The organism is Pseudomonas sp. p1(2021b) (assembly GCF_020151015.1).
Classification (GTDB): domain Bacteria; phylum Pseudomonadota; class Gammaproteobacteria; order Pseudomonadales; family Pseudomonadaceae; genus Aquipseudomonas; species Aquipseudomonas putida_K.
On record NZ_CP083746.1, the window covers coordinates 199,414 to 216,555 of the forward strand.

Below are 17,142 nucleotides of genomic sequence, written 5' to 3' on the forward strand. Positions count from 1 at the left end.
AAACCCATGGGACAGCGTACGCCTCTGTATGACCTGCACCTGGCGCTTGGTGCCAAGATGGTCGATTTCGGTGGCTGGGACATGCCCCTGCACTATGGCTCGCAAGTCGAGGAGCACCACCAGGTGCGCAGTGACTGCGGGGTCTTCGATGTATCCCACATGACCGTGATCGACGTTGCCGGCGATGCGGCCACGCCTTGGCTGCAGCGCTTGCTGGCCAACGACGTGGCCCGCCTGGACAGCCTCGGCAAGGCACTGTACAGCCCGCTGCTCAACGCCGACGGCGGGGTCATCGATGACCTGATCGCCTACCGCACCGAAAGCGGCTATCGCCTGGTGGCCAACGCCGCCACCCGCGACAAGGTTCTGGCTTGGCTGCAGGCGCAGAGCGCCGGCTTTGCCATCAACTTCGTCGAGCGCTCCGAGCTTGCCATCCTCGCCATCCAGGGCCCTCATGCCCGGGAAAAGGTCGCCCAGTTGCTCAGTGCCTCGCGCGCCGCGCTGGTCCGCGAGTTGCGCCCGTTCGAAGGCGTCGCTGAAGGTGACTGGTTCATCGCTCGCACTGGTTACACCGGTGAAGACGGCCTGGAAATCATCTTCCCCGGGCAACAGGCCCCAGCCTTCTTCAACGACCTGGTCGGCGCGGGTATCGCGCCCAGCGGCCTGGGGGCGCGCGACACCCTGCGCCTGGAAGCCGGGATGAACCTCTACGGGCAGGATATCGACGAAACCCATACCCCCCTGACCTCCAACCTGGGCTGGAGCATCGCCTGGGAGCCGGCCGAGCGCGACTTCATCGGCCGGGCTGGCCTGCTGGCGGAAATCGAGCAGGGCGTGCAGGAAAAACTGGTCGGCCTGGTGCTGGAGGAACGTGGCGTGCTGCGGGCCCACCAGGTGGTGCGGGTTGCCGGGATTGGCGAAGGAGAGATCACCAGTGGTAGTTTCTCGCCTACGCTGAGCAAGTCCATTGCCTTGGCGCGCGTACCCATGGCCACGGGCGATCGTGCCGAAGTGGAAATCCGTGGCAAGTGGTACCCGGTGCGGGTGGTCAAGCCGACCTTCGTGCGCCATGGCAAGATCCTGATCTGAATACCCAACGGCGGGCCGACCGCTGACCCTAACGAGGAATACAAGACAATGAGCCATATCCCCGCCGACCTGCGTTTTGCCGAGAGCCACGAGTGGGCTCGCCTGGAAGCCGACGGCAGCGTGACCGTAGGTATCAGCGACCATGCCCAGCAAGCCCTGGGTGACGTGGTGTTCGTCGAACTGGCCGAAGTCGGCAAGGTGTTCGCTGCCGGCGACGCCGCGGGCGTGGTCGAGTCGGTCAAGGCCGCTTCGGACATCTATGCACCGGTGGCCGGTGAGGTGATCGCGGTCAACGAAGAGCTGACCGACAGCCCGGAACTGCTTAACGAAGCGCCTTACGACGCCTGGATCTTCAAGCTCAAGCCAAGCAACCCTGCCGAGCTGGACAAGCTGCTGGATGCTGCTGGCTACCAGGCTGCCATCGGCGAGTAAGCGTCCTTGCCATACCTACCCATTGGCGGGTAAACCCGCCAATGCATGAAGTGGGTGAAACAAGTTTTCCCGCAGCATCGGCAATCCCTTCCTAGACTTGTAAGTTTCCAAGAGAACGGGTCCAGGAAGAGATCGTCGCCATGTCCCAGTCGCCATCGCTGAGTCAACTGCAAGAGCTCAACCCCTTCCTGCGTCGTCACCTGGGGCCTGATGCCTCGGAGCAGAAGGCCATGCTCGACGCCCTGGGCGTCGCCAGCCGCACCGAGTTGATCGAGCAGACCGTGCCACCCGGCATTCGCCTCGGGCGCCCACTCGACCTGCCGCCTGCGCTGGACGAACAGGCCGCCCTGGCCAAGCTCGCCGGCTATGCCGAGCAGAACCAGGTGTGGACCAGCCTGATCGGCATGGGCTACCACGCCACCCTCACGCCAACCGTCATCCTGCGCAATGTGCTGGAGAATCCCGGCTGGTACACCGCCTACACGCCCTACCAGCCGGAAATCGCCCAAGGTCGCCTGGAGGCGCTGCTGAACTTCCAGCAGATGGTCATCGACCTCACGGGCCTGGCCCTGGCCAACGCGTCGCTGCTCGACGAAGCCACTGCGGCAGCCGAGGCCATGGCGCTGGCCAAGCGGGTGGCCAAGAACAAGAGCAATGTCTTCTTCGCCGACGAGCACTGCCACCCGCAGACGCTCTCGGTGCTGCGCACGCGTGCCGAAGGCTTCGGCTTCGAGTTGGTCGTCGACTCAGTGGACAACCTGGGCAAGCACCAGGTGTTCGGCGCCCTGCTGCAATACCCGGATACCCACGGCGAGGTGCGCGACCTGCGCCCGCTGATCGACCAGTTGCACGGCCAGCATGCCCTGGCCTGCGTAGCCGCGGACATCCTCAGCCTGGTGGTGCTCACGCCGCCCGGCGAGCTGGGCGCCGATGTGGTGCTGGGCTCGACCCAACGCTTTGGCGTGCCTATGGGGTATGGCGGCCCCCATGCCGCCTACTTTGCCTGCCGCGACGAGTACAAGCGGGCCATGCCCGGGCGCATCATCGGTGTGTCGCGCGACGCCCGGGGCAACACGGCCCTGCGCATGGCCTTGCAGACCCGCGAGCAGCATATCCGCCGCGAGAAGGCCAACTCGAACATCTGCACGGCCCAGGTGCTGTTGGCCAATATCGCCGGTTTCTATGCCGTCTATCACGGCCCGGAGGGGCTGCGACGCATCGCACAGCGGGTGCATAGGCTGACCTTCATCCTGGCCGCAGGCCTGCAAGCCAAAGGCATCAAGCGCTTGAACCAGCACTTCTTCGATACCCTGACCCTCGAGGTCGGTGGCGCCCAGGCGGCGATCATCGAGAGCGCCGAGGACGCACGCATCAACTTGCGGATTCTCGGGCGCGGGCATCTGGGCGTGAGCCTGGACGAAACCTGCACCGAGGCCACGGTGCTGCGCCTGTTCGATATCTTCCTGGGCGTCGACCACGGCCTGAGCATCGCCGAGCTGGATGGCCAGGCCCTGCCCGAAGGCATCCCTGGTGCGCTGGTGCGGCGCACGCCGTTGCTCACCCACCCGGTGTTCAACCTGCACCACAGCGAAACCGAGATGCTGCGCTACCTCAAGCAGCTGGAGAACAAGGATTTGGCGCTGAACCAGTCGATGATCCCGCTGGGTTCCTGCACCATGAAGCTCAACGCCACCAGCGAGATGATCCCCATCACCTGGCCTGGCTTCGCCCTGTTGCACCCGTTCGTTCCGGCGGCCCAGGCCCAGGGCTACAAGGCCATGATCGACGAACTGGAAAGCTGGTTGTGCGCCATCACCGGCTTCGATGCGATCTGCATGCAGCCCAATTCCGGCGCCCAGGGCGAATATGCCGGCCTGATGGCGATCACCCGCTATCACCACAGCCGGCACCAGCCGCAGCGAACCTTGTGCCTGATCCCTTCATCCGCCCACGGCACCAACCCGGCCTCGGCACAGATGGCCGGCATGGAAGTGGTGATCGTCGAGTGCGACGACGCTGGCAACGTCGACCTCGAGGACCTCAAGACCAAGGCCCATGCGGCCGGCACGCGGCTGTCATGCCTGATGATCACCTATCCCTCGACCCACGGGGTTTACGAAGAAGGTATCCGCGAGATCTGCGACGTGATCCACCAGCACGGTGGCCAGGTGTACATGGATGGCGCCAACCTCAACGCCCAGGTCGGCCTGGCGCGGCCGGCGGACATCGGTGCCGACGTCTCGCACATGAACTTGCACAAGACGTTCTGCATCCCCCACGGCGGGGGCGGTCCGGGCATGGGGCCGATCGGTGTGCGCGCCCACCTCAAACCATTCGTTGCCAGCCACCCTGTGGTGCCGGTACCAGGGCTCGATCCGAACAACAGTGCCGTCAGCGCAGCCCCGTGGGGCAGTGCCAGTATCCTGCCGATCAGCTGGATGTACATCGCCATGATGGGGCCGCAACTGGCCGACGCCAGCGAGGTGGCGATTCTTTCGGCCAACTACCTGGCCCGCCGGCTCGAAGGGGTCTTCCCGGTGCTCTACCGTGGACGCAACGAGCGCGTGGCCCATGAGTGCATCCTCGACCTGCGCCCCCTCAAGGCCCTGACTGGTATCACCGAGGAAGATGTCGCCAAGCGCCTGATGGACTACGGCTTCCACGCGCCGACCATGTCGTTCCCGGTGCCGGGCACGCTGATGGTCGAACCGACGGAGAGCGAATCCAAGGCCGAGCTGGACCGTTTCGTCGAGGCGATGCTGGCGATTCGTGCGGAAATAGATCAAGTGCAGGAGGGCAACTGGCCGGCCGATGACAACCCGCTCAAGCATGCGCCGCATACCTTGGCCGATGTATTGGCGCCATGGACGCGACCGTACAGCCTGGAGCAGGCGGTTGCCCCCAGTGCCCACGTTCGGCAGCACAAGTACTGGCCGGCGGTGAACCGGGTCGACAACGTGTATGGCGACAGGAACCTGTTTTGCGCGTGTGTGCCGGTGGAGGCGTACCGCTGAGTGCGGGAGATTCTCTTCGGCCCTGTGGGAGCGGATTTATCCGCGAAGAAAGAGACACTGTGTGTCGGCTTTCGCGGGTAAACCACTCCCACACCGACCTGCGAAGCCTGATAGGCCGGCGGTGGGGTTATTCGACGACGGCGTTCTTGGCCAGGATCGCGTTGGCCAGTTCCATGTCGCTCGCCTTCATGCCTGGGTTGTCGGCGCGTACCTTGCGGATCGCAGCTTCCAGGTAAGGGCCGCGGATTGCACCTTCGCTGGCAACGAAGCTGCCGGCGTCGTCCTGGGCGGCCAGGACCATCTTGTGGTCGGCTGAGGTCAGGTAGCTCGATGCGGTGGTCGCGCCGGAAGAAATAACGTTGCGCCAGAAGGTTTCATCATCGGCCATGGCGGAGCCGAGGGGCAGCGAGAGCAGGGCAGCGGCTGCGATGGCGGTTTTGAGACGCATGATGCATTCACCTCGAATGGTGAGGGTTGTGGGATGGCCGCTTTGATCTTGCCCAGGTGACGCAAGTTCCCTGAATACAAGGGTTTTTCCTCAGGAGCAGACGCGTAGCACCTCCGCCAGGCTGGTTGTGCCGGCATCGACTTTCGCCTCGCCGCAACGACGCAGATCCTGCAGCCCTTCGGCAAGCGCCTGTTGTCGCAAGGTGGCCAGGTCGCAGCTCGGGCCGATGCTGGCGCGCAGCTGTGCACTGGGCGCCAACAGTTCGAACAGGCCCGTGCGACCGTGGTACCCGGTGCCGCGGCAGGTGCGGCAGGGCAGGGCTTCGTGGGCCGCTGCACCCCGGCAGTCGACACATAGCGTGCGTACCAGGCGCTGGGCCATGACGCCGAGCAGCGTGGCCTTGATCAGGTAGTCGGCCACACCTAGCTCTTGCAGACGGGTGATCGCGCTGCAGGCGTCGTCGGTGTGCAGCGTGGAAAGCACCAGGTGTCCGGTCAGTGCGGCCTGGACCGCGACCTGTGCGGTTTCGCGGTCTCGTATTTCGCCGATCATGATGATATCCGGGTCCTGGCGCAGCAGGGCCCGCACGCCGTTGGCAAAGCCCAGGTCCAGGCCCGGCTGGACCTGCAACTGGTTGAACGCCGGCTCCAGGCGCTCGATAGGGTCTTCGATGGTGCACAGGTTGACCTGGGGCGTGGCCAGTTGCCGAAGGCTGGCGTAGAGCGTGCTGGTCTTGCCCGACCCGGTGGGGCCTGTGACCAGCAGGATGCCCTGGCGGTGGCCCAGCAGGGTTTGCCACTGCTGCAGTTGCTCACCCTCCAGGCCCAGGCGGTCGAAGTCCTGGTGCAACTGTTGCGGGTCGAACAGGCGCAGCACGAGTTTCTCGCCGAAGGGCGTGGGCAGGGTGGACAGACGCAGCTCCACTTCGTCACCACTGGGCAGGCGGCTTTTCAGGCGACCGTCCTGGGGGCGGCGTTTTTCAGCTACGTCCATACGCCCCAGGTGCTTCAGGCGGCTGACCAGGGCCAGGGTGACACCTGCGGGAAAGGCATAGACCCCATGCAGCAGGCCGTCGATGCGATACCGCAGCTGCCCCTGCTCGCGGCGCGGTTCGAGGTGGATATCGCTGGCCCTTTGCTCGATGGCGTACTGCAGCATCCAGTCGACGATATGCACGATATGCGCATCGTCGGCACTGGCTTCGGTATGGCGCTGGCCCAGTTCGAGCAACTGTTCCAGCTCTCCCAGGCCGGTGGGCTGCTGGTGCTGGGCGCCTTGGACCGAGTGGGCCAGGCGAAAGAAGGTCTGGGCCAATTGACGGATCTGCACCGGGCTTGCCAGTACCCGCCGTACCGGCTTGCCCAGGCTTCGGGTGAGGTCTGCCTCCCATTCGCGTTGGTAGGGCTGGGCGCTGGCCACCGTGACGCCGTTGTCGTCCACGGCCACGGCAAGGATGCCATGGCGCTGGGCGAAAGCCGGGGACATCAACCCACTGACCTTCTGCACGTCGACCTGCAGCGGGTCGATGCGCAGGAACGGCTGGTTGGCCTTGTTGGCGAGCCACTGGCAGAGGGTGTCCAAGTCCAGACGCCTGCCAGGGCGCTGGCGATCCTCGAGGGCCAGGCTGGCGATACGTTCCAGTGGGTGGAGGCTTGGCTGGCCGCTGGGCTGTTCGAGGACGCGCAGGGTATCGCTGGCGTCCAGGCGCTGGTCGAGCAGCAGGGTATCGAGCAGCCGGCCCAGATCGAGGGCGTGGGTATCGTCGGTGTACATGTTTGGCTTCCTTGCCAGGTAGGTCGGTGCTGGTAAGGCTAGCCGGCAGGACAAGGTGCAGGCGGGTTAAAGGGTTTCGGGATCTTGCCGACTTCATCGCGGGGCAAGCCCGCTCCCACAGACCCAGTCCAGCCGTGAAGCTACGCAGTCCTTGTGGGCTTGTCCCGTGATGAGGCGGCAGCTCAACCCGCCGCCAGGCCAGTTATGCGCGGTAGGCTCTCCAAGCTGACTTCGCCGACGCACACCAGGTTGCGCAGCTTCTGGGCGATGACCTCGGCCCGGTGCCAGCTCAGGCCACCCACGCCAACCTCGATGCCCAGCACGTCATCCTGCTGTTGCACATGCACGCTGTGCGGTGTGAGGAACTGCAGCGCGAACAGGTTGAGCACGCGGCACAGGCTGTCCGGCTCGGCCTCGGCTTGCAGGCGATAGCGCACGGTGGCGTGGGCGGCATTGGCGGCCCAGGTGTCGATGCGTTGCGGGGTGTCGGGCCGTTCGAGTGCGTTCATGCCGGTCTCCATCTGTGAGAGGGAAATTCTTGCAGGTCGACCGGGGTATTTCTTCGCTATGATTCGATAAATTCCCCTCTGGGGCGAATTGAGCAATTCAAATTCAAATAGGTAAAGGAATTATTCATGCAAGGCGAACTGGACGCCTATGACCGGCGCATCCTGGCGTTGCTGCAAGAAGACGCTTCGTTGTCCAGCGCGCAGATCGCCGAACGCGTCGGGCTGTCGCAATCGCCCTGCTGGCGGCGCATTCAGCGGTTGAAGGACGAAGGGGTGATCCGCGGGCAGGTGACCCTGCTTGACCGCAAGAAGGTCGGCCTGAACACGCAGATCTTCGCTGAGGTCAAGCTCAATGCGCACGGGCGCTCGAACTTCACCGAGTTCACCGAGGCGATCCGCGGTTTTCCGGAGGTGCTGGAGTGTTACGTGCTGATGGGCTCGGTGGACTTCCTGCTGCGCATCGTTACCTCGGACATCGAAGCCTACGAGCGATTCTTCTTCGAGAAGCTGTCGAATGTGCCGGGCATCCAGGAGGTCAATTCGATCGTGGCCTTGTCCGAGATCAAGTCCACGACCAGCTTGCCCTTGGTCTAGACAGCAGGGGCCGCACCTACAAGGGCGGCGTCACGCGGGGGTCATGTAGGAACGGCCTTGTGCCGCGAAAGGGCTGCAAAGCAGCCCCGTTGGCCACTGGGTCAACGCGTGGACGCAGACTTGAGCAGGTACTTCCAGGCGCGGTTCTGGTCCACCGCGCGAGCCTGCTCGACGCGGGCTTCCAGCAACTCGTCCGACAACGGTTGCTCGGCCAGCTGGTGAAGCTTGTTCAGCTCGCCATAGAGGCGGTCGAGTTGCGGTACGTCCAGCACCTGGCGGGCATGGTGCAGCCAGGCTTGCAGGCGCTCGATGCGCGGCAGCTGTTCGGCCAGGTCCTCGGGGCGCTGCTTGTACAACGGCAACTGCAGTGCCCGGGCTTCCTCGCCGAGCAGGTGCACCAGCCAGCTGGCCAGGTGCGCCTTACCTTGGCGTTCGCCACGGCCTTTGCGCTCTTCGGTCCAGGCGCGAGCCAACAGCCAGCGCGAGGTTTCCAGGGAGAACTGGCCCCAACGGGTATCTTCCAGTTCTTCGGCGAACTGCTCGGGGGCGACGCGGCGAACATCTTCGTCGTCGTTGCCGGCCTGCACCAGTGGGCGCCAATCTTCCAGGAGTGCATCCAGGCGGCTGCGCAGTTCACGGGTAGTGGCCCGAGGTGCAGCCTGGCCGAGGGTGCTGACCAGGGCGCGCAGTTCTGCCAGGCACTGCACCCACGCCTGCAGCAGGCTCCAATGGCCATTATGGCGGTACTGCTCGGCCAGGCGCTGGCTGCTGCCCAGCAACTGCCAGGCGAGGGCGGCGAAGGCGTCGTCCAGTGCGGTTTCGGCTTCAAGCTGGGAGGTCGGCAGGCTCAGCTCATAGCTGTCGGGCTCGAGCAGGCGATAGCCACGCTCGGCCTTGCTGATGTCGCACGGCATCAGGGGCAGGCTGGCGGCCAGTTCGGCGGCGAGCTCGAGCAGCGCCTCGGGCGCGCCTTCGCGTAGCTCCAGTTCCAGCTCGCAGATTTCTTCCTTGCGCTTGCCGGCAATGACGAAGCCCTGGTCCAGGGCGGCTTCGATCACCACCTTGGCTTTGCCACGGCCCCAGGCGATCTCGGCGTATTCGCGGGTAAAATCAGTGGTGAACAGCGGTTTGATGGTCTTTTTGTCCAGCCCCGCCAGTTGCGCCGGCCAGCAGGTGTCGTCGAGCTTCTTCAGGTCGAGCTTGACCTTGTCCAGGTGCCATTCGTACTCGTTGCGCTCGGACAGGCCGGCCACGCTCTGGCCACGGCACTTGAGGGTCTGGATGACGTCCTCGCCATCGCGGCGCAGGCGCAGGGCGACCCGGGCTGCAGAGAGTTCACGCTCCGGCGTGTCGAAGTACTGGTTGAGCAGCTCGCGGGTCTGCCAGCCGGACTTGTTGCGCTTTTTCAGCAGGGGGTGCTCGCGCAGGGCGGCCAGGGTCTGGCGGCTGGCGCGGAGCTTGAGTTCGGTTTCTTTGTGCATCGCAGGCTCGAAGGAGGGCATCTTTGGCGTGCAGTCTACAGGAGTCGGCTCTCGGCTGTTGGGTTGCGGAGGCTTCTTCGCGGGTAAACCCGCTCCCACGGCAATACGTGGTTGTTCTGGGGTTGGGATGCGTTGTTATGATGGGCCTCGAGCCCGAGGAGAGCGCCTATGCCGTTGCCGTCGCTGAAAGACCAGTTCACCGCCTTGATCGCCGCGCCCTCGGTCAGCTGCACACAGCCTGCGCTGGACCAATCCAACCGCCAGGTCATCGAACTGTTGGCCGGCTGGCTGGGCGACCTTGGCTTTGCCTGCGAAATTCGCCAGGTGACCCCCGGCAAGTTCAACCTGCTGGCCAGCCGTGGCAGCGGCCCGGGCGGGCTGGTCCTGGCCGGCCACAGCGACACCGTGCCCTATGATGAACAGCTGTGGACCAGCGACCCGCTCAAGCTGACCGAGGTCGACGGCCGTTGGGTGGGCCTCGGCAGTTGCGACATGAAAGGCTTCTTCGCCCTGGTCATCGAGGCGGTCTTGCCGTTGCTGGAGCATGACTTCAAGCAACCCTTGCTGATCCTCGCCACCTGCGATGAAGAAAGCTCGATGTCGGGTGCACGCGCCCTGGCCGAGGCTGGCCAGCCCCTGGGCCGCGCGGCGGTGATCGGCGAGCCCACCGGGCTGCGGCCGATCCGCATGCACAAGGGCATCCTCATGGACCGTATCGACATCCTCGGGCGCAGCGGCCATTCGTCGGACCCCAGCCTTGGGCACAGTGCCCTGGAGGCCATGCACGCGGTGATGGGCGAGCTGATGGGCTTGCGCCGGCAATGGCAGCAGGCCTACCGCAACCCGCAGTTCAGCGTGCCGACCCCGACCCTGAACTTCGGCTGCATCCATGGCGGTGACAACCCCAACCGCATCTGCGGCCAGTGCGCCCTGGAGTTCGACTTGCGCCCCTTGCCGGGCATGGACGTCGCCCAGTTGCGCGCGGCCATCCGCGAGAAGCTGGTACCGGTGGCCGAGCGCCTGGAGGTGCGTATCGACTACGCGCCACTGTTCCCGGAGGTGCCGCCCTTCGAGCAGCCGGCCGATACCGAGCTGGTGCAACTGGCCGAGCGTCTTACCGGGCATCGTGCCGAAGCGGTGGCCTTTGGCACCGAAGCACCTTATCTTCAGCAGCTGGGTTGCCAGACCATCGTGCTCGGCCCTGGCGACATTGCCTGTGCGCACCAACCCGGCGAATACCTTGAAATGTCACGAATCGAGCCTACCGTGCGTCTATTGCGTGACCTGATCCGGCACTATTGCCTGAGCTAAACGTCCATTGACCTGATTCGTTCCTGCCTAGAGGAGACCGCGCGTGACCGCAAGCCTGTTCCGACGATGATTTTGAACGCCGCCGTTTGCTTCGCCGTTCTCCGTTCACTTATCCACAGGCCCTGTCATGCCCGAATACGTCAACTGGCTACGCCATGCGTCCCCCTATATCAATGCCCATCGCGATTGCACCTTCGTGGTCATGCTTCCCGGCGATGGCGTGGAACACCCCAATTTCGGCAACATCGTCCATGACCTGGTGCTGTTGCACAGCCTGGGTGTGCGGCTGGTGCTTGTGCATGGCTCGCGCCCGCAGATCGAAAGCCGCCTGGCCACCCGTGGGCTGACGCCGCACTATCACCGTGGCATGCGCATCACCGATGCAGCGACCCTTGATTGCGTGATCGATGCCGTCGGTGCCTTGCGCCTGGCCATCGAAGCGCGGTTGTCCATGGACATCGCCGCTTCGCCGATGCAGGGCTCGCGGCTGCGGGTGGCGTCCGGCAACCTGGTCACCGCCCGCCCGATCGGCGTGCTCGAAGGCATCGACTACCACCATACCGGTGAGGTGCGGCGTATCGACCGCAAGGGTATCAACCGTCTGCTCGACGAACGCTCCATCGTGCTGCTTTCGCCCCTGGGCTACTCGCCTACCGGCGAGATCTTCAACCTGGCCTGCGAAGACGTCGCCACCCGCGCCGCCATCGAGCTGGGGGCCGACAAGCTGCTGCTGTTCGGTGCAGAGCCGGGCCTTCTGGATGAGCACGGCAAGCTGGTGCGCGAGTTGCGGCCGCAGCAGGTCGCACCGCACCTGCTGCGCCTGGGCAGCGACTACCAGGCCGAGCTGCTCGATGCTGCCGCCGAGGCCTGCAAGGGCGGCGTGGCGCGTAGTCATATTGTCAGCTATGCCGAGGACGGCGCGCTGCTTACCGAGCTGTTCACCCGCGAGGGTGGCGGCACGTTGGTGTCCCAGGAGCAGTTCGAGGTCGTGCGCGAGGCGACCATCGACGATGTCGGCGGTCTGTTGGAGCTGATCAGCCCGCTGGAAGAGCAGGGCATTCTGGTGCGGCGTTCGCGCGAGGTACTGGAGCGGGAGATCGAGCAGTTCAGCGTGGTCGAGCGCGAGGGCATGATCATCGCCTGCGCCGCGCTGTACCCGATCGCTGACTCCGACGCCGGGGAACTAGCGTGCCTGGCGGTGAATCCGGAGTATCGCCATGGTGGGCGGGGGGACGAGCTGCTCGAGCGCATCGAAAGCCGGGCGCGCCAGCAGGGGCTCAGCACTTTGTTCGTACTGACGACCCGTACCGCGCACTGGTTCCGTGAACGGGGCTTTGCGCCCAGCGGTGTGGAGCGTCTGCCTGCCGCAAGGGCTTCGCTGTACAACTACCAGCGTAATTCGAAGATCTTCGAGAAACCGTTGTAGTAGGTACCTGCCAGCCTTGCGCTCCTACAGGGGATCGAGGCTGGCGCCAATGAAAAACGCCGCCCCTGAGGGCGGCGTTTTCGTTTACACGGTATGCAGGTACCAGTTGTACTCGAGGTCGGAGATCGAGTGCTCGAACTCCTCCAGCTCGCTTTCCTTGCACGCGACGAAGATGTCGATGTACTTCGGATCGATGTACTTGTTCAGGATTTCGCTGTCGTCCAGCTCACGCAGTGCGTCGCGCAGGTTGTTCGGCAGGCTCTGCTCCAGTTGCTCGTACGAGTTGCCTTCGATCGGCTCGCCCGGCTCGATCTGGTTGGTCAGGCCATGGTGCACACCGGCCAGCACGGCAGCCATCATCAGGTACGGGTTGGCGTCGGCGCCAGCCACGCGGTGCTCGATGCGCACGGCATCCGGCGAGCCGGTCGGCACGCGCAGGGCCACGGTGCGGTTGTCCAGGCCCCAGCTCGGTGCGTTCGGCACATAGAACTGCGCACCGAAACGGCGGTACGAGTTGACGTTCGGGCAGAGGAAAGCCATGGACGCGGGCAGGGTCTCGAGCACACCGCCGACCGCGTGACGTAGCGCGGCGTTCTGCTCGGGATCCTCGCTGGTGAAGATGTTGTTGCCATCTTTGTCCAGCACGGAGATATGCACATGCAGGCCGTTGCCAGCCTGGCCCGGGTAGGGCTTGGCCATGAACGTGGTGTCCATTTCATGGTCGTAGGCGATGTTCTTGATCAAGCGCTTGAGCAGCACCGCATAGTCACAGGCCTTGAGCGGGTCGGCGACGTGATGCAGGTTGACCTCGAACTGGGCCGGGGCGCTTTCCTTGACGATGGCGTCGGCCGGGATGCCTTGCTCCTTGGCGCCTTCGAGGATGTCCTGCAGGCAGTCGGCGTATTCGTCCAGGTCGTCGATCAGGTACACCTGGGTCGACTGCGGGCGCTTGCCTGAAATCGGCGAGCGAGGCGGCTGCGGACGACCGTTCACGTTCTCCTGGTCGATGAGGTAGAACTCCAGCTCGAACGCCGCGCAGATGGTCAGGCCCATCTCGGTGAACTTGCTGACCACCTGGCGCAGGACCTCGCGCGGGTCGGCGAAGAACGGCTCGCCTTCCAGCTCGTGCATGGTCATCAGCAACTGGGCAGTGGGGCGCTTTTGCCAGGGTTCGTTGGAAAGGGTGCCGGGAATTGGGTAACAGATGCGGTCGGCATCGCCGATGTCCAGGCCGAGCCCGGTGCTTTCGACGGTGGAACCGTTGATATCCAGGGCGAAGAGGGAGGCGGGCAGGTTGATGCCTTTCTCGTAAACCTTGTGGAGGCTGGTGCGCTCGATGCGCTTACCGCGCACCACACCATTCATATCTGCAATCAGAAGGTCAACGTAGAGAACCTCAGGATGTTCCTTAAGGAACGCGTTCGCTTCGTTAAGCTGAACGGCACGCGGGGGTACCGACATGATGCAACACCTTTGTTGTTAAAAATATCAATCAAGGGGGGCTTGCAAGCCCAGTCAATCCGAAAGACCTGGCGAAGTCAAGCCAACCCCATGATGCCCCTAAATGGCACAGCAACGGCAGAAATGCTGCATCTGGGGGCGAATCATTATCCGCTATTTTGGGCTCAAAGAGCTATCTCGCGCTGAGCGTGTTTTATTTTTTACGGAGGTGTTGTGTAAAAAAATGAACAAGGCTAAGCTCGGCCACAACCCAGAACACAATAATACGAGGGTCATATGGTCCGCTTGCCGCGACCTGCAAGCGCTGCCCGCGCCGCGCTGTCAGGTACCCCCAGCATTCGTCGCGAGGGCATGGCCCGCTTTGGAGCCGGTGCGCGTGCGCTGCTCGCAATAATTGACGGCTGGCCCGGATCATCCTCCTTTCGTAGCAGTTTCCTGCACGACTTTTCGCTTTTCTGCCCTTCATTCGCTTCACGGACAACCTTGTTTCGAGTGTATCCGCTGCCGTCCCGTGCATGGGCTTTTGCTTTAGCCAAGCACTGCATCCAGAATCAAGGCGCGGGTCTGCCAAGGCACTTGCAGCCAGGCAGCGCCCGCCTTGATCGACGCCAGACGTCAGCGGCGCCCGACCTTCATCAGCCGGGCCACATTACCTCCTGAGGTATTTATGAGTAACAACCTCGACCAGCTCACCGATTGGTTGAAAGAGCACAAGATCACCGAAGTGGAATGCCTGATCAGCGACCTGACCGGCATCACCCGCGGCAAGATTTCGCCGACCAACAAGTTCATCGCCGAAAAAGGCATGCGCCTGCCCGAGAGCGTGCTGCTGCAGACGGTCACCGGCGACTATGTCGACGACGACATCTATTACGAACTGCTCGACCCGGCCGACATCGACATGATCTGCCGCCCCGACGAGAACGCGGTGTTCCTCGTCCCTTGGGCGATCGAGCCGACCGCCCAGGTGATCCACGACACCTACGACAAGAAGGGCAACCCGGTCGAGCTGTCGCCGCGCAACGTGCTCAAGAAGGTCCTCAAGCTATACGCCGACAAAGGCTGGCAGCCGATCGTCGCGCCGGAAATGGAGTTCTACCTGACCAAGCGCAGCGAAGACCCGGACTTCCCGTTGCAGCCACCGGTAGGCCGCTCCGGCCGCCCGGAAACCGGTCGCCAGTCGTTCTCCATCGAGGCCGCCAACGAATTCGACCCACTGTTCGAGGATGTCTACGACTGGTGCGAACTGCAGCAGTTGGACCTGGATACATTGATCCACGAGGACGGCACGGCGCAGATGGAGATCAACTTCCGTCACGGCAGCGCCCTGCACCTGGCCGACCAGATCCTGGTGTTCAAGCGCACCATGCGCGAGGCGGCGCTCAAGCACAACGTGGCCGCGACCTTCATGGCCAAGCCCATGACCGGCGAGCCGGGCAGCGCCATGCACCTGCACCAGAGCGTGATCGACGTGGCCACCGGCAAGAACATCTTTTCCAACGATGACGGCAGCATGAGCGAGCTGTTCCTGCACCACATCGGTGGGTTGCAGAAGTTCATCCCCGAAGCGCTGCCGCTGTTCGCCCCCAACGTCAACTCGTTCCGCCGCTTCCTGCCGGATACCTCGGCACCGGTGAACGTCGAATGGGGCGAGGAAAACCGCACCGTAGGCCTGCGCGTGCCGGATGCCGGCCCGCAGAACCGCCGCGTGGAGAACCGCCTGCCAGGCGCCGACGCCAACCCCTACCTGGCCATCGCCGCGAGCCTCCTGTGCGGCTATATCGGCATGGTCGAGGGGATCGGCGCCAGCGCGCCGGTCCAGGGGCGCGGCTATGAGCGGCGCAACCTGCGCCTGCCGCTGACCATCGAGGATGCCCTGGAGCGGATGGAGAACTGCCGCGCCCTGGACCAGTACCTGGGCAAGAAATTCATCACCGGCTACGTCGCCACCAAGCGTGCCGAACACGAGAACTTCAAACGGGTAATCAGCTCCTGGGAACGCGAGTTCCTGCTGTTTGCCGTCTGATCAACCCTGGGGCCGCTGGAGCGCGGCTGTCGGATAACGGAGAAGCCCATGAGCGTCAACAACCCGCAAACCCGTGAATGGCAAACCTTGAGCGGTGAGCACCACCTGGCTCCCTTCAGCGACTACAAGCAGCTGAAGGAAAAAGGGCCGCGCATCATCACCAAGGCCCAGGGCGTGCACTTGTGGGACAGCGAGGGGCACAAGATCCTCGACGGCATGGCGGGCCTGTGGTGCGTGGCGGTCGGCTATGGTCGCGAGGAACTGGTGCAGGCGGCGGAAAAACAGATGCGTGAACTGCCGTACTACAACCTGTTCTTCCAGACCGCCCACCCACCGGCGCTGGAGCTGGCCAAAGCGATCACCGACGTGGCGCCCAAGGGCATGACCCATGTGTTCTTCACCGGCTCCGGCTCCGAAGGCAATGACACCGTGCTGCGCATGGTGCGCCATTACTGGGCGCTCAAGGGCAAGCCCGGCAAGCAGACCATCATCGGTCGCATCAATGGCTACCATGGCTCCACCGTCGCCGGCGCCAGCCTCGGCGGCATGAGCGGCATGCACGAGCAGGGCGGCCTGCCGATCCCCGGCATCGTGCATATTCCCCAGCCGTACTGGTTCGGTGAAGGTGGCGACATGACGCCGGACGAGTTCGGCGTCTGGGCCGCCGAGCAGCTGGAGAAGAAGATCCTGGAAGTCGGCGAGGACAACGTCGCCGCCTTCATCGCCGAGCCGATCCAGGGTGCAGGTGGGGTGATCATCCCGCCTGAGACCTACTGGCCGAAGATCAAGGAAATCCTCGCCAAGTACGACATCCTGTTCGTCGCCGACGAAGTGATCTGCGGCTTCGGTCGCACCGGCGAATGGTTCGGCTCCGACTACTACGGCCTTGCGCCCGACCTGATGACCATCGCCAAGGGCTTGACCTCCGGTTACATCCCCATGGGGGGTGTGATCGTTCGTGACGAAGTGGCCAAGGTGCTCGCCGAAGGCGGTGACTTCAACCACGGCTTCACCTACTCCGGCCACCCGGTCGCGGCTGCCGTGGGCCTGGAAAACCTGCGCATCCTGCGTGACGAGAAAATTATCGAGCGCGCCAAGGCAGACACGGCACCCTATTTGCAAAAGCGTCTGCGTGAGCTTCTGGATCACCCGCTGGTGGGCGAGGTTCGCGGCCTGGGCCTGCTCGGCGCGATCGAGCTGGTCAAGGACAAGGCCACCCGCAGCCGCTTCGAGGGCAAGGGCGTTGGCATGATCTGCCGCCAGCATTGCTTCGACAACGGTCTGGTGATGCGTGCAGTGGGCGACACCATGATCATCGCGCCACCTTTGGTGATCAGCCGCGACGAGATCGATGAACTGGTGGAAAAGGCGCGCAAGTGCCTGGACCTGACCTATGAAGCGGTGCGCTAGCCGTTTGCTAGGCTAGCGATGTGACATTAAGCGGTTACAAGGCCCTGCTTTTCTTGAAACAGCGCCTTGTAACTTGCCAGACTAGCGACTGTTTCAGTCGCCCAGCGCTGTACCGTGGGATCTTGGCTGCTGAACAGATGGCTTGATAATAAATTCTGGAGCATTTCG

At 63.8% G+C, this 17,142-nt stretch carries 13 protein-coding genes; 8 read left to right on the forward strand and 5 right to left on the reverse strand.

Annotation, left to right across the window (positions count from 1 at the left end):
* Positions 1-6: 6 nt before the first annotated feature.
* From gcvT to gcvP, 3 genes are all read left to right on the forward strand, one after another.
* Complete coding sequence (gene gcvT, locus K8374_RS00890; RefSeq protein ID WP_224457600.1) at positions 7-1,089, forward strand: glycine cleavage system aminomethyltransferase GcvT; 1,083 nt, start codon at positions 7-9, stop codon at positions 1,087-1,089.
* A 48-nt stretch (positions 1,090-1,137) separates the two neighbouring features.
* A complete protein-coding gene (gene gcvH / locus K8374_RS00895) occupies positions 1,138-1,521 on the forward strand; it encodes a glycine cleavage system protein GcvH (protein ID WP_224457601.1) in 384 nt (127 codons plus the stop codon).
* Between the two features lie 140 nt (positions 1,522-1,661).
* On the forward strand, positions 1,662-4,535 hold the full coding sequence (gcvP, locus tag K8374_RS00900; protein ID WP_224457602.1) for an aminomethyl-transferring glycine dehydrogenase: 2,874 nt from the start codon (positions 1,662-1,664) through the stop codon (positions 4,533-4,535).
* Between the two features lie 127 nt (positions 4,536-4,662).
* On the opposite strand, the gene K8374_RS00905 is transcribed toward gcvP, so the two are convergent.
* The 3 genes from K8374_RS00905 to K8374_RS00915 form a co-directional block, all read right to left on the reverse strand.
* Positions 4,663-4,983 (reverse strand): DUF2388 domain-containing protein, encoded by a 321-nt coding sequence (locus K8374_RS00905; RefSeq protein ID WP_224457603.1) that lies wholly within the window; start codon positions 4,981-4,983, stop codon positions 4,663-4,665.
* A 90-nt stretch (positions 4,984-5,073) separates the two neighbouring features.
* The gene (locus tag K8374_RS00910) at positions 5,074-6,756 is read right to left on the reverse strand and encodes a GspE/PulE family protein (protein ID WP_224457604.1); all 1,683 of its coding nucleotides are present in this window, start codon (positions 6,754-6,756) and stop codon (positions 5,074-5,076) included.
* A gap of 182 nt (positions 6,757-6,938) precedes the next feature.
* Positions 6,939-7,265 carry a hypothetical protein gene (locus tag K8374_RS00915; protein ID WP_224457605.1) on the reverse strand — a complete coding sequence of 109 codons (327 nt, stop codon included), beginning with the start codon at positions 7,263-7,265 and terminating at the stop codon, positions 6,939-6,941.
* Positions 7,266-7,391: 126 nt separating this feature from the next.
* Between K8374_RS00915 and K8374_RS00920 the strand changes: the two genes are divergently transcribed.
* Complete coding sequence (locus K8374_RS00920; RefSeq protein WP_224457606.1) at positions 7,392-7,859, forward strand: Lrp/AsnC family transcriptional regulator; 468 nt, start codon at positions 7,392-7,394, stop codon at positions 7,857-7,859.
* 101 nt (positions 7,860-7,960) lie between these two features.
* Here K8374_RS00920 and K8374_RS00925 read toward each other — a convergent pair whose 3' ends face one another.
* Complete coding sequence (locus tag K8374_RS00925; RefSeq protein WP_224457607.1) at positions 7,961-9,340, reverse strand: inorganic triphosphatase; 1,380 nt, start codon at positions 9,338-9,340, stop codon at positions 7,961-7,963.
* Between the two features lie 168 nt (positions 9,341-9,508).
* Here K8374_RS00925 and argE point away from each other — a divergent pair, with 168 nt between their 5' ends.
* Both argE and argA read left to right on the forward strand, forming a co-directional pair.
* Entirely contained in the window at positions 9,509-10,651 is a 1,143-nt protein-coding gene (gene argE / locus K8374_RS00930; RefSeq protein ID WP_224457608.1) for an acetylornithine deacetylase, read from the forward strand.
* Positions 10,652-10,778: 127 nt separating this feature from the next.
* On the forward strand, positions 10,779-12,077 hold the full coding sequence (gene argA, locus K8374_RS00935) for an amino-acid N-acetyltransferase (RefSeq protein WP_224457609.1): 1,299 nt from the start codon (positions 10,779-10,781) through the stop codon (positions 12,075-12,077).
* 84 nt (positions 12,078-12,161) lie between these two features.
* Here the strand turns inward: argA and K8374_RS00940 are convergent, their stop codons facing one another.
* Positions 12,162-13,538, reverse strand: coding sequence for a glutamine synthetase family protein (locus K8374_RS00940; protein WP_084856533.1), 1,377 nt, complete (start codon positions 13,536-13,538; stop codon positions 12,162-12,164).
* A 667-nt stretch (positions 13,539-14,205) separates the two neighbouring features.
* Here K8374_RS00940 and K8374_RS00945 point away from each other — a divergent pair.
* Positions 14,206-15,564: a glutamine synthetase family protein gene (locus tag K8374_RS00945; protein ID WP_084856531.1), complete on the forward strand. Its 1,359-nt coding sequence runs from the start codon at positions 14,206-14,208 to the stop codon at positions 15,562-15,564.
* Positions 15,565-15,612: 48 nt separating this feature from the next.
* Positions 15,613-16,974, forward strand: a complete 1,362-nt coding sequence (locus K8374_RS00950) for an aspartate aminotransferase family protein (RefSeq protein ID WP_224457610.1) — start codon at positions 15,613-15,615, stop codon at positions 16,972-16,974.
* The last annotated feature ends 168 nt before the right edge of the window (positions 16,975-17,142 follow it).

Coding starts and splice junctions, on each gene's coding strand:
- gcvT (WP_224457600.1), top strand. CDS start 7: ATGGGACAGCGTACGCCTCTGTATGACCTGCACCTGGCGCTTGGTGCC.
- gcvH (WP_224457601.1), top strand. CDS start 1,138: ATGAGCCATATCCCCGCCGACCTGCGTTTTGCCGAGAGCCACGAGTGG.
- gcvP (WP_224457602.1), top strand. CDS start 1,662: ATGTCCCAGTCGCCATCGCTGAGTCAACTGCAAGAGCTCAACCCCTTC.
- K8374_RS00905 (WP_224457603.1), bottom strand. CDS start 4,983: ATGCGTCTCAAAACCGCCATCGCAGCCGCTGCCCTGCTCTCGCTGCCC.
- K8374_RS00910 (WP_224457604.1), bottom strand. CDS start 6,756: ATGTACACCGACGATACCCACGCCCTCGATCTGGGCCGGCTGCTCGAT.
- K8374_RS00915 (WP_224457605.1), bottom strand. CDS start 7,265: ATGAACGCACTCGAACGGCCCGACACCCCGCAACGCATCGACACCTGG.
- K8374_RS00920 (WP_224457606.1), top strand. CDS start 7,392: ATGCAAGGCGAACTGGACGCCTATGACCGGCGCATCCTGGCGTTGCTG.
- K8374_RS00925 (WP_224457607.1), bottom strand. CDS start 9,340: ATGCACAAAGAAACCGAACTCAAGCTCCGCGCCAGCCGCCAGACCCTG.
- argE (WP_224457608.1), top strand. CDS start 9,509: ATGCCGTTGCCGTCGCTGAAAGACCAGTTCACCGCCTTGATCGCCGCG.
- argA (WP_224457609.1), top strand. CDS start 10,779: ATGCCCGAATACGTCAACTGGCTACGCCATGCGTCCCCCTATATCAAT.
- K8374_RS00940 (WP_084856533.1), bottom strand. CDS start 13,538: ATGTCGGTACCCCCGCGTGCCGTTCAGCTTAACGAAGCGAACGCGTTC.
- K8374_RS00945 (WP_084856531.1), top strand. CDS start 14,206: ATGAGTAACAACCTCGACCAGCTCACCGATTGGTTGAAAGAGCACAAG.
- K8374_RS00950 (WP_224457610.1), top strand. CDS start 15,613: ATGAGCGTCAACAACCCGCAAACCCGTGAATGGCAAACCTTGAGCGGT.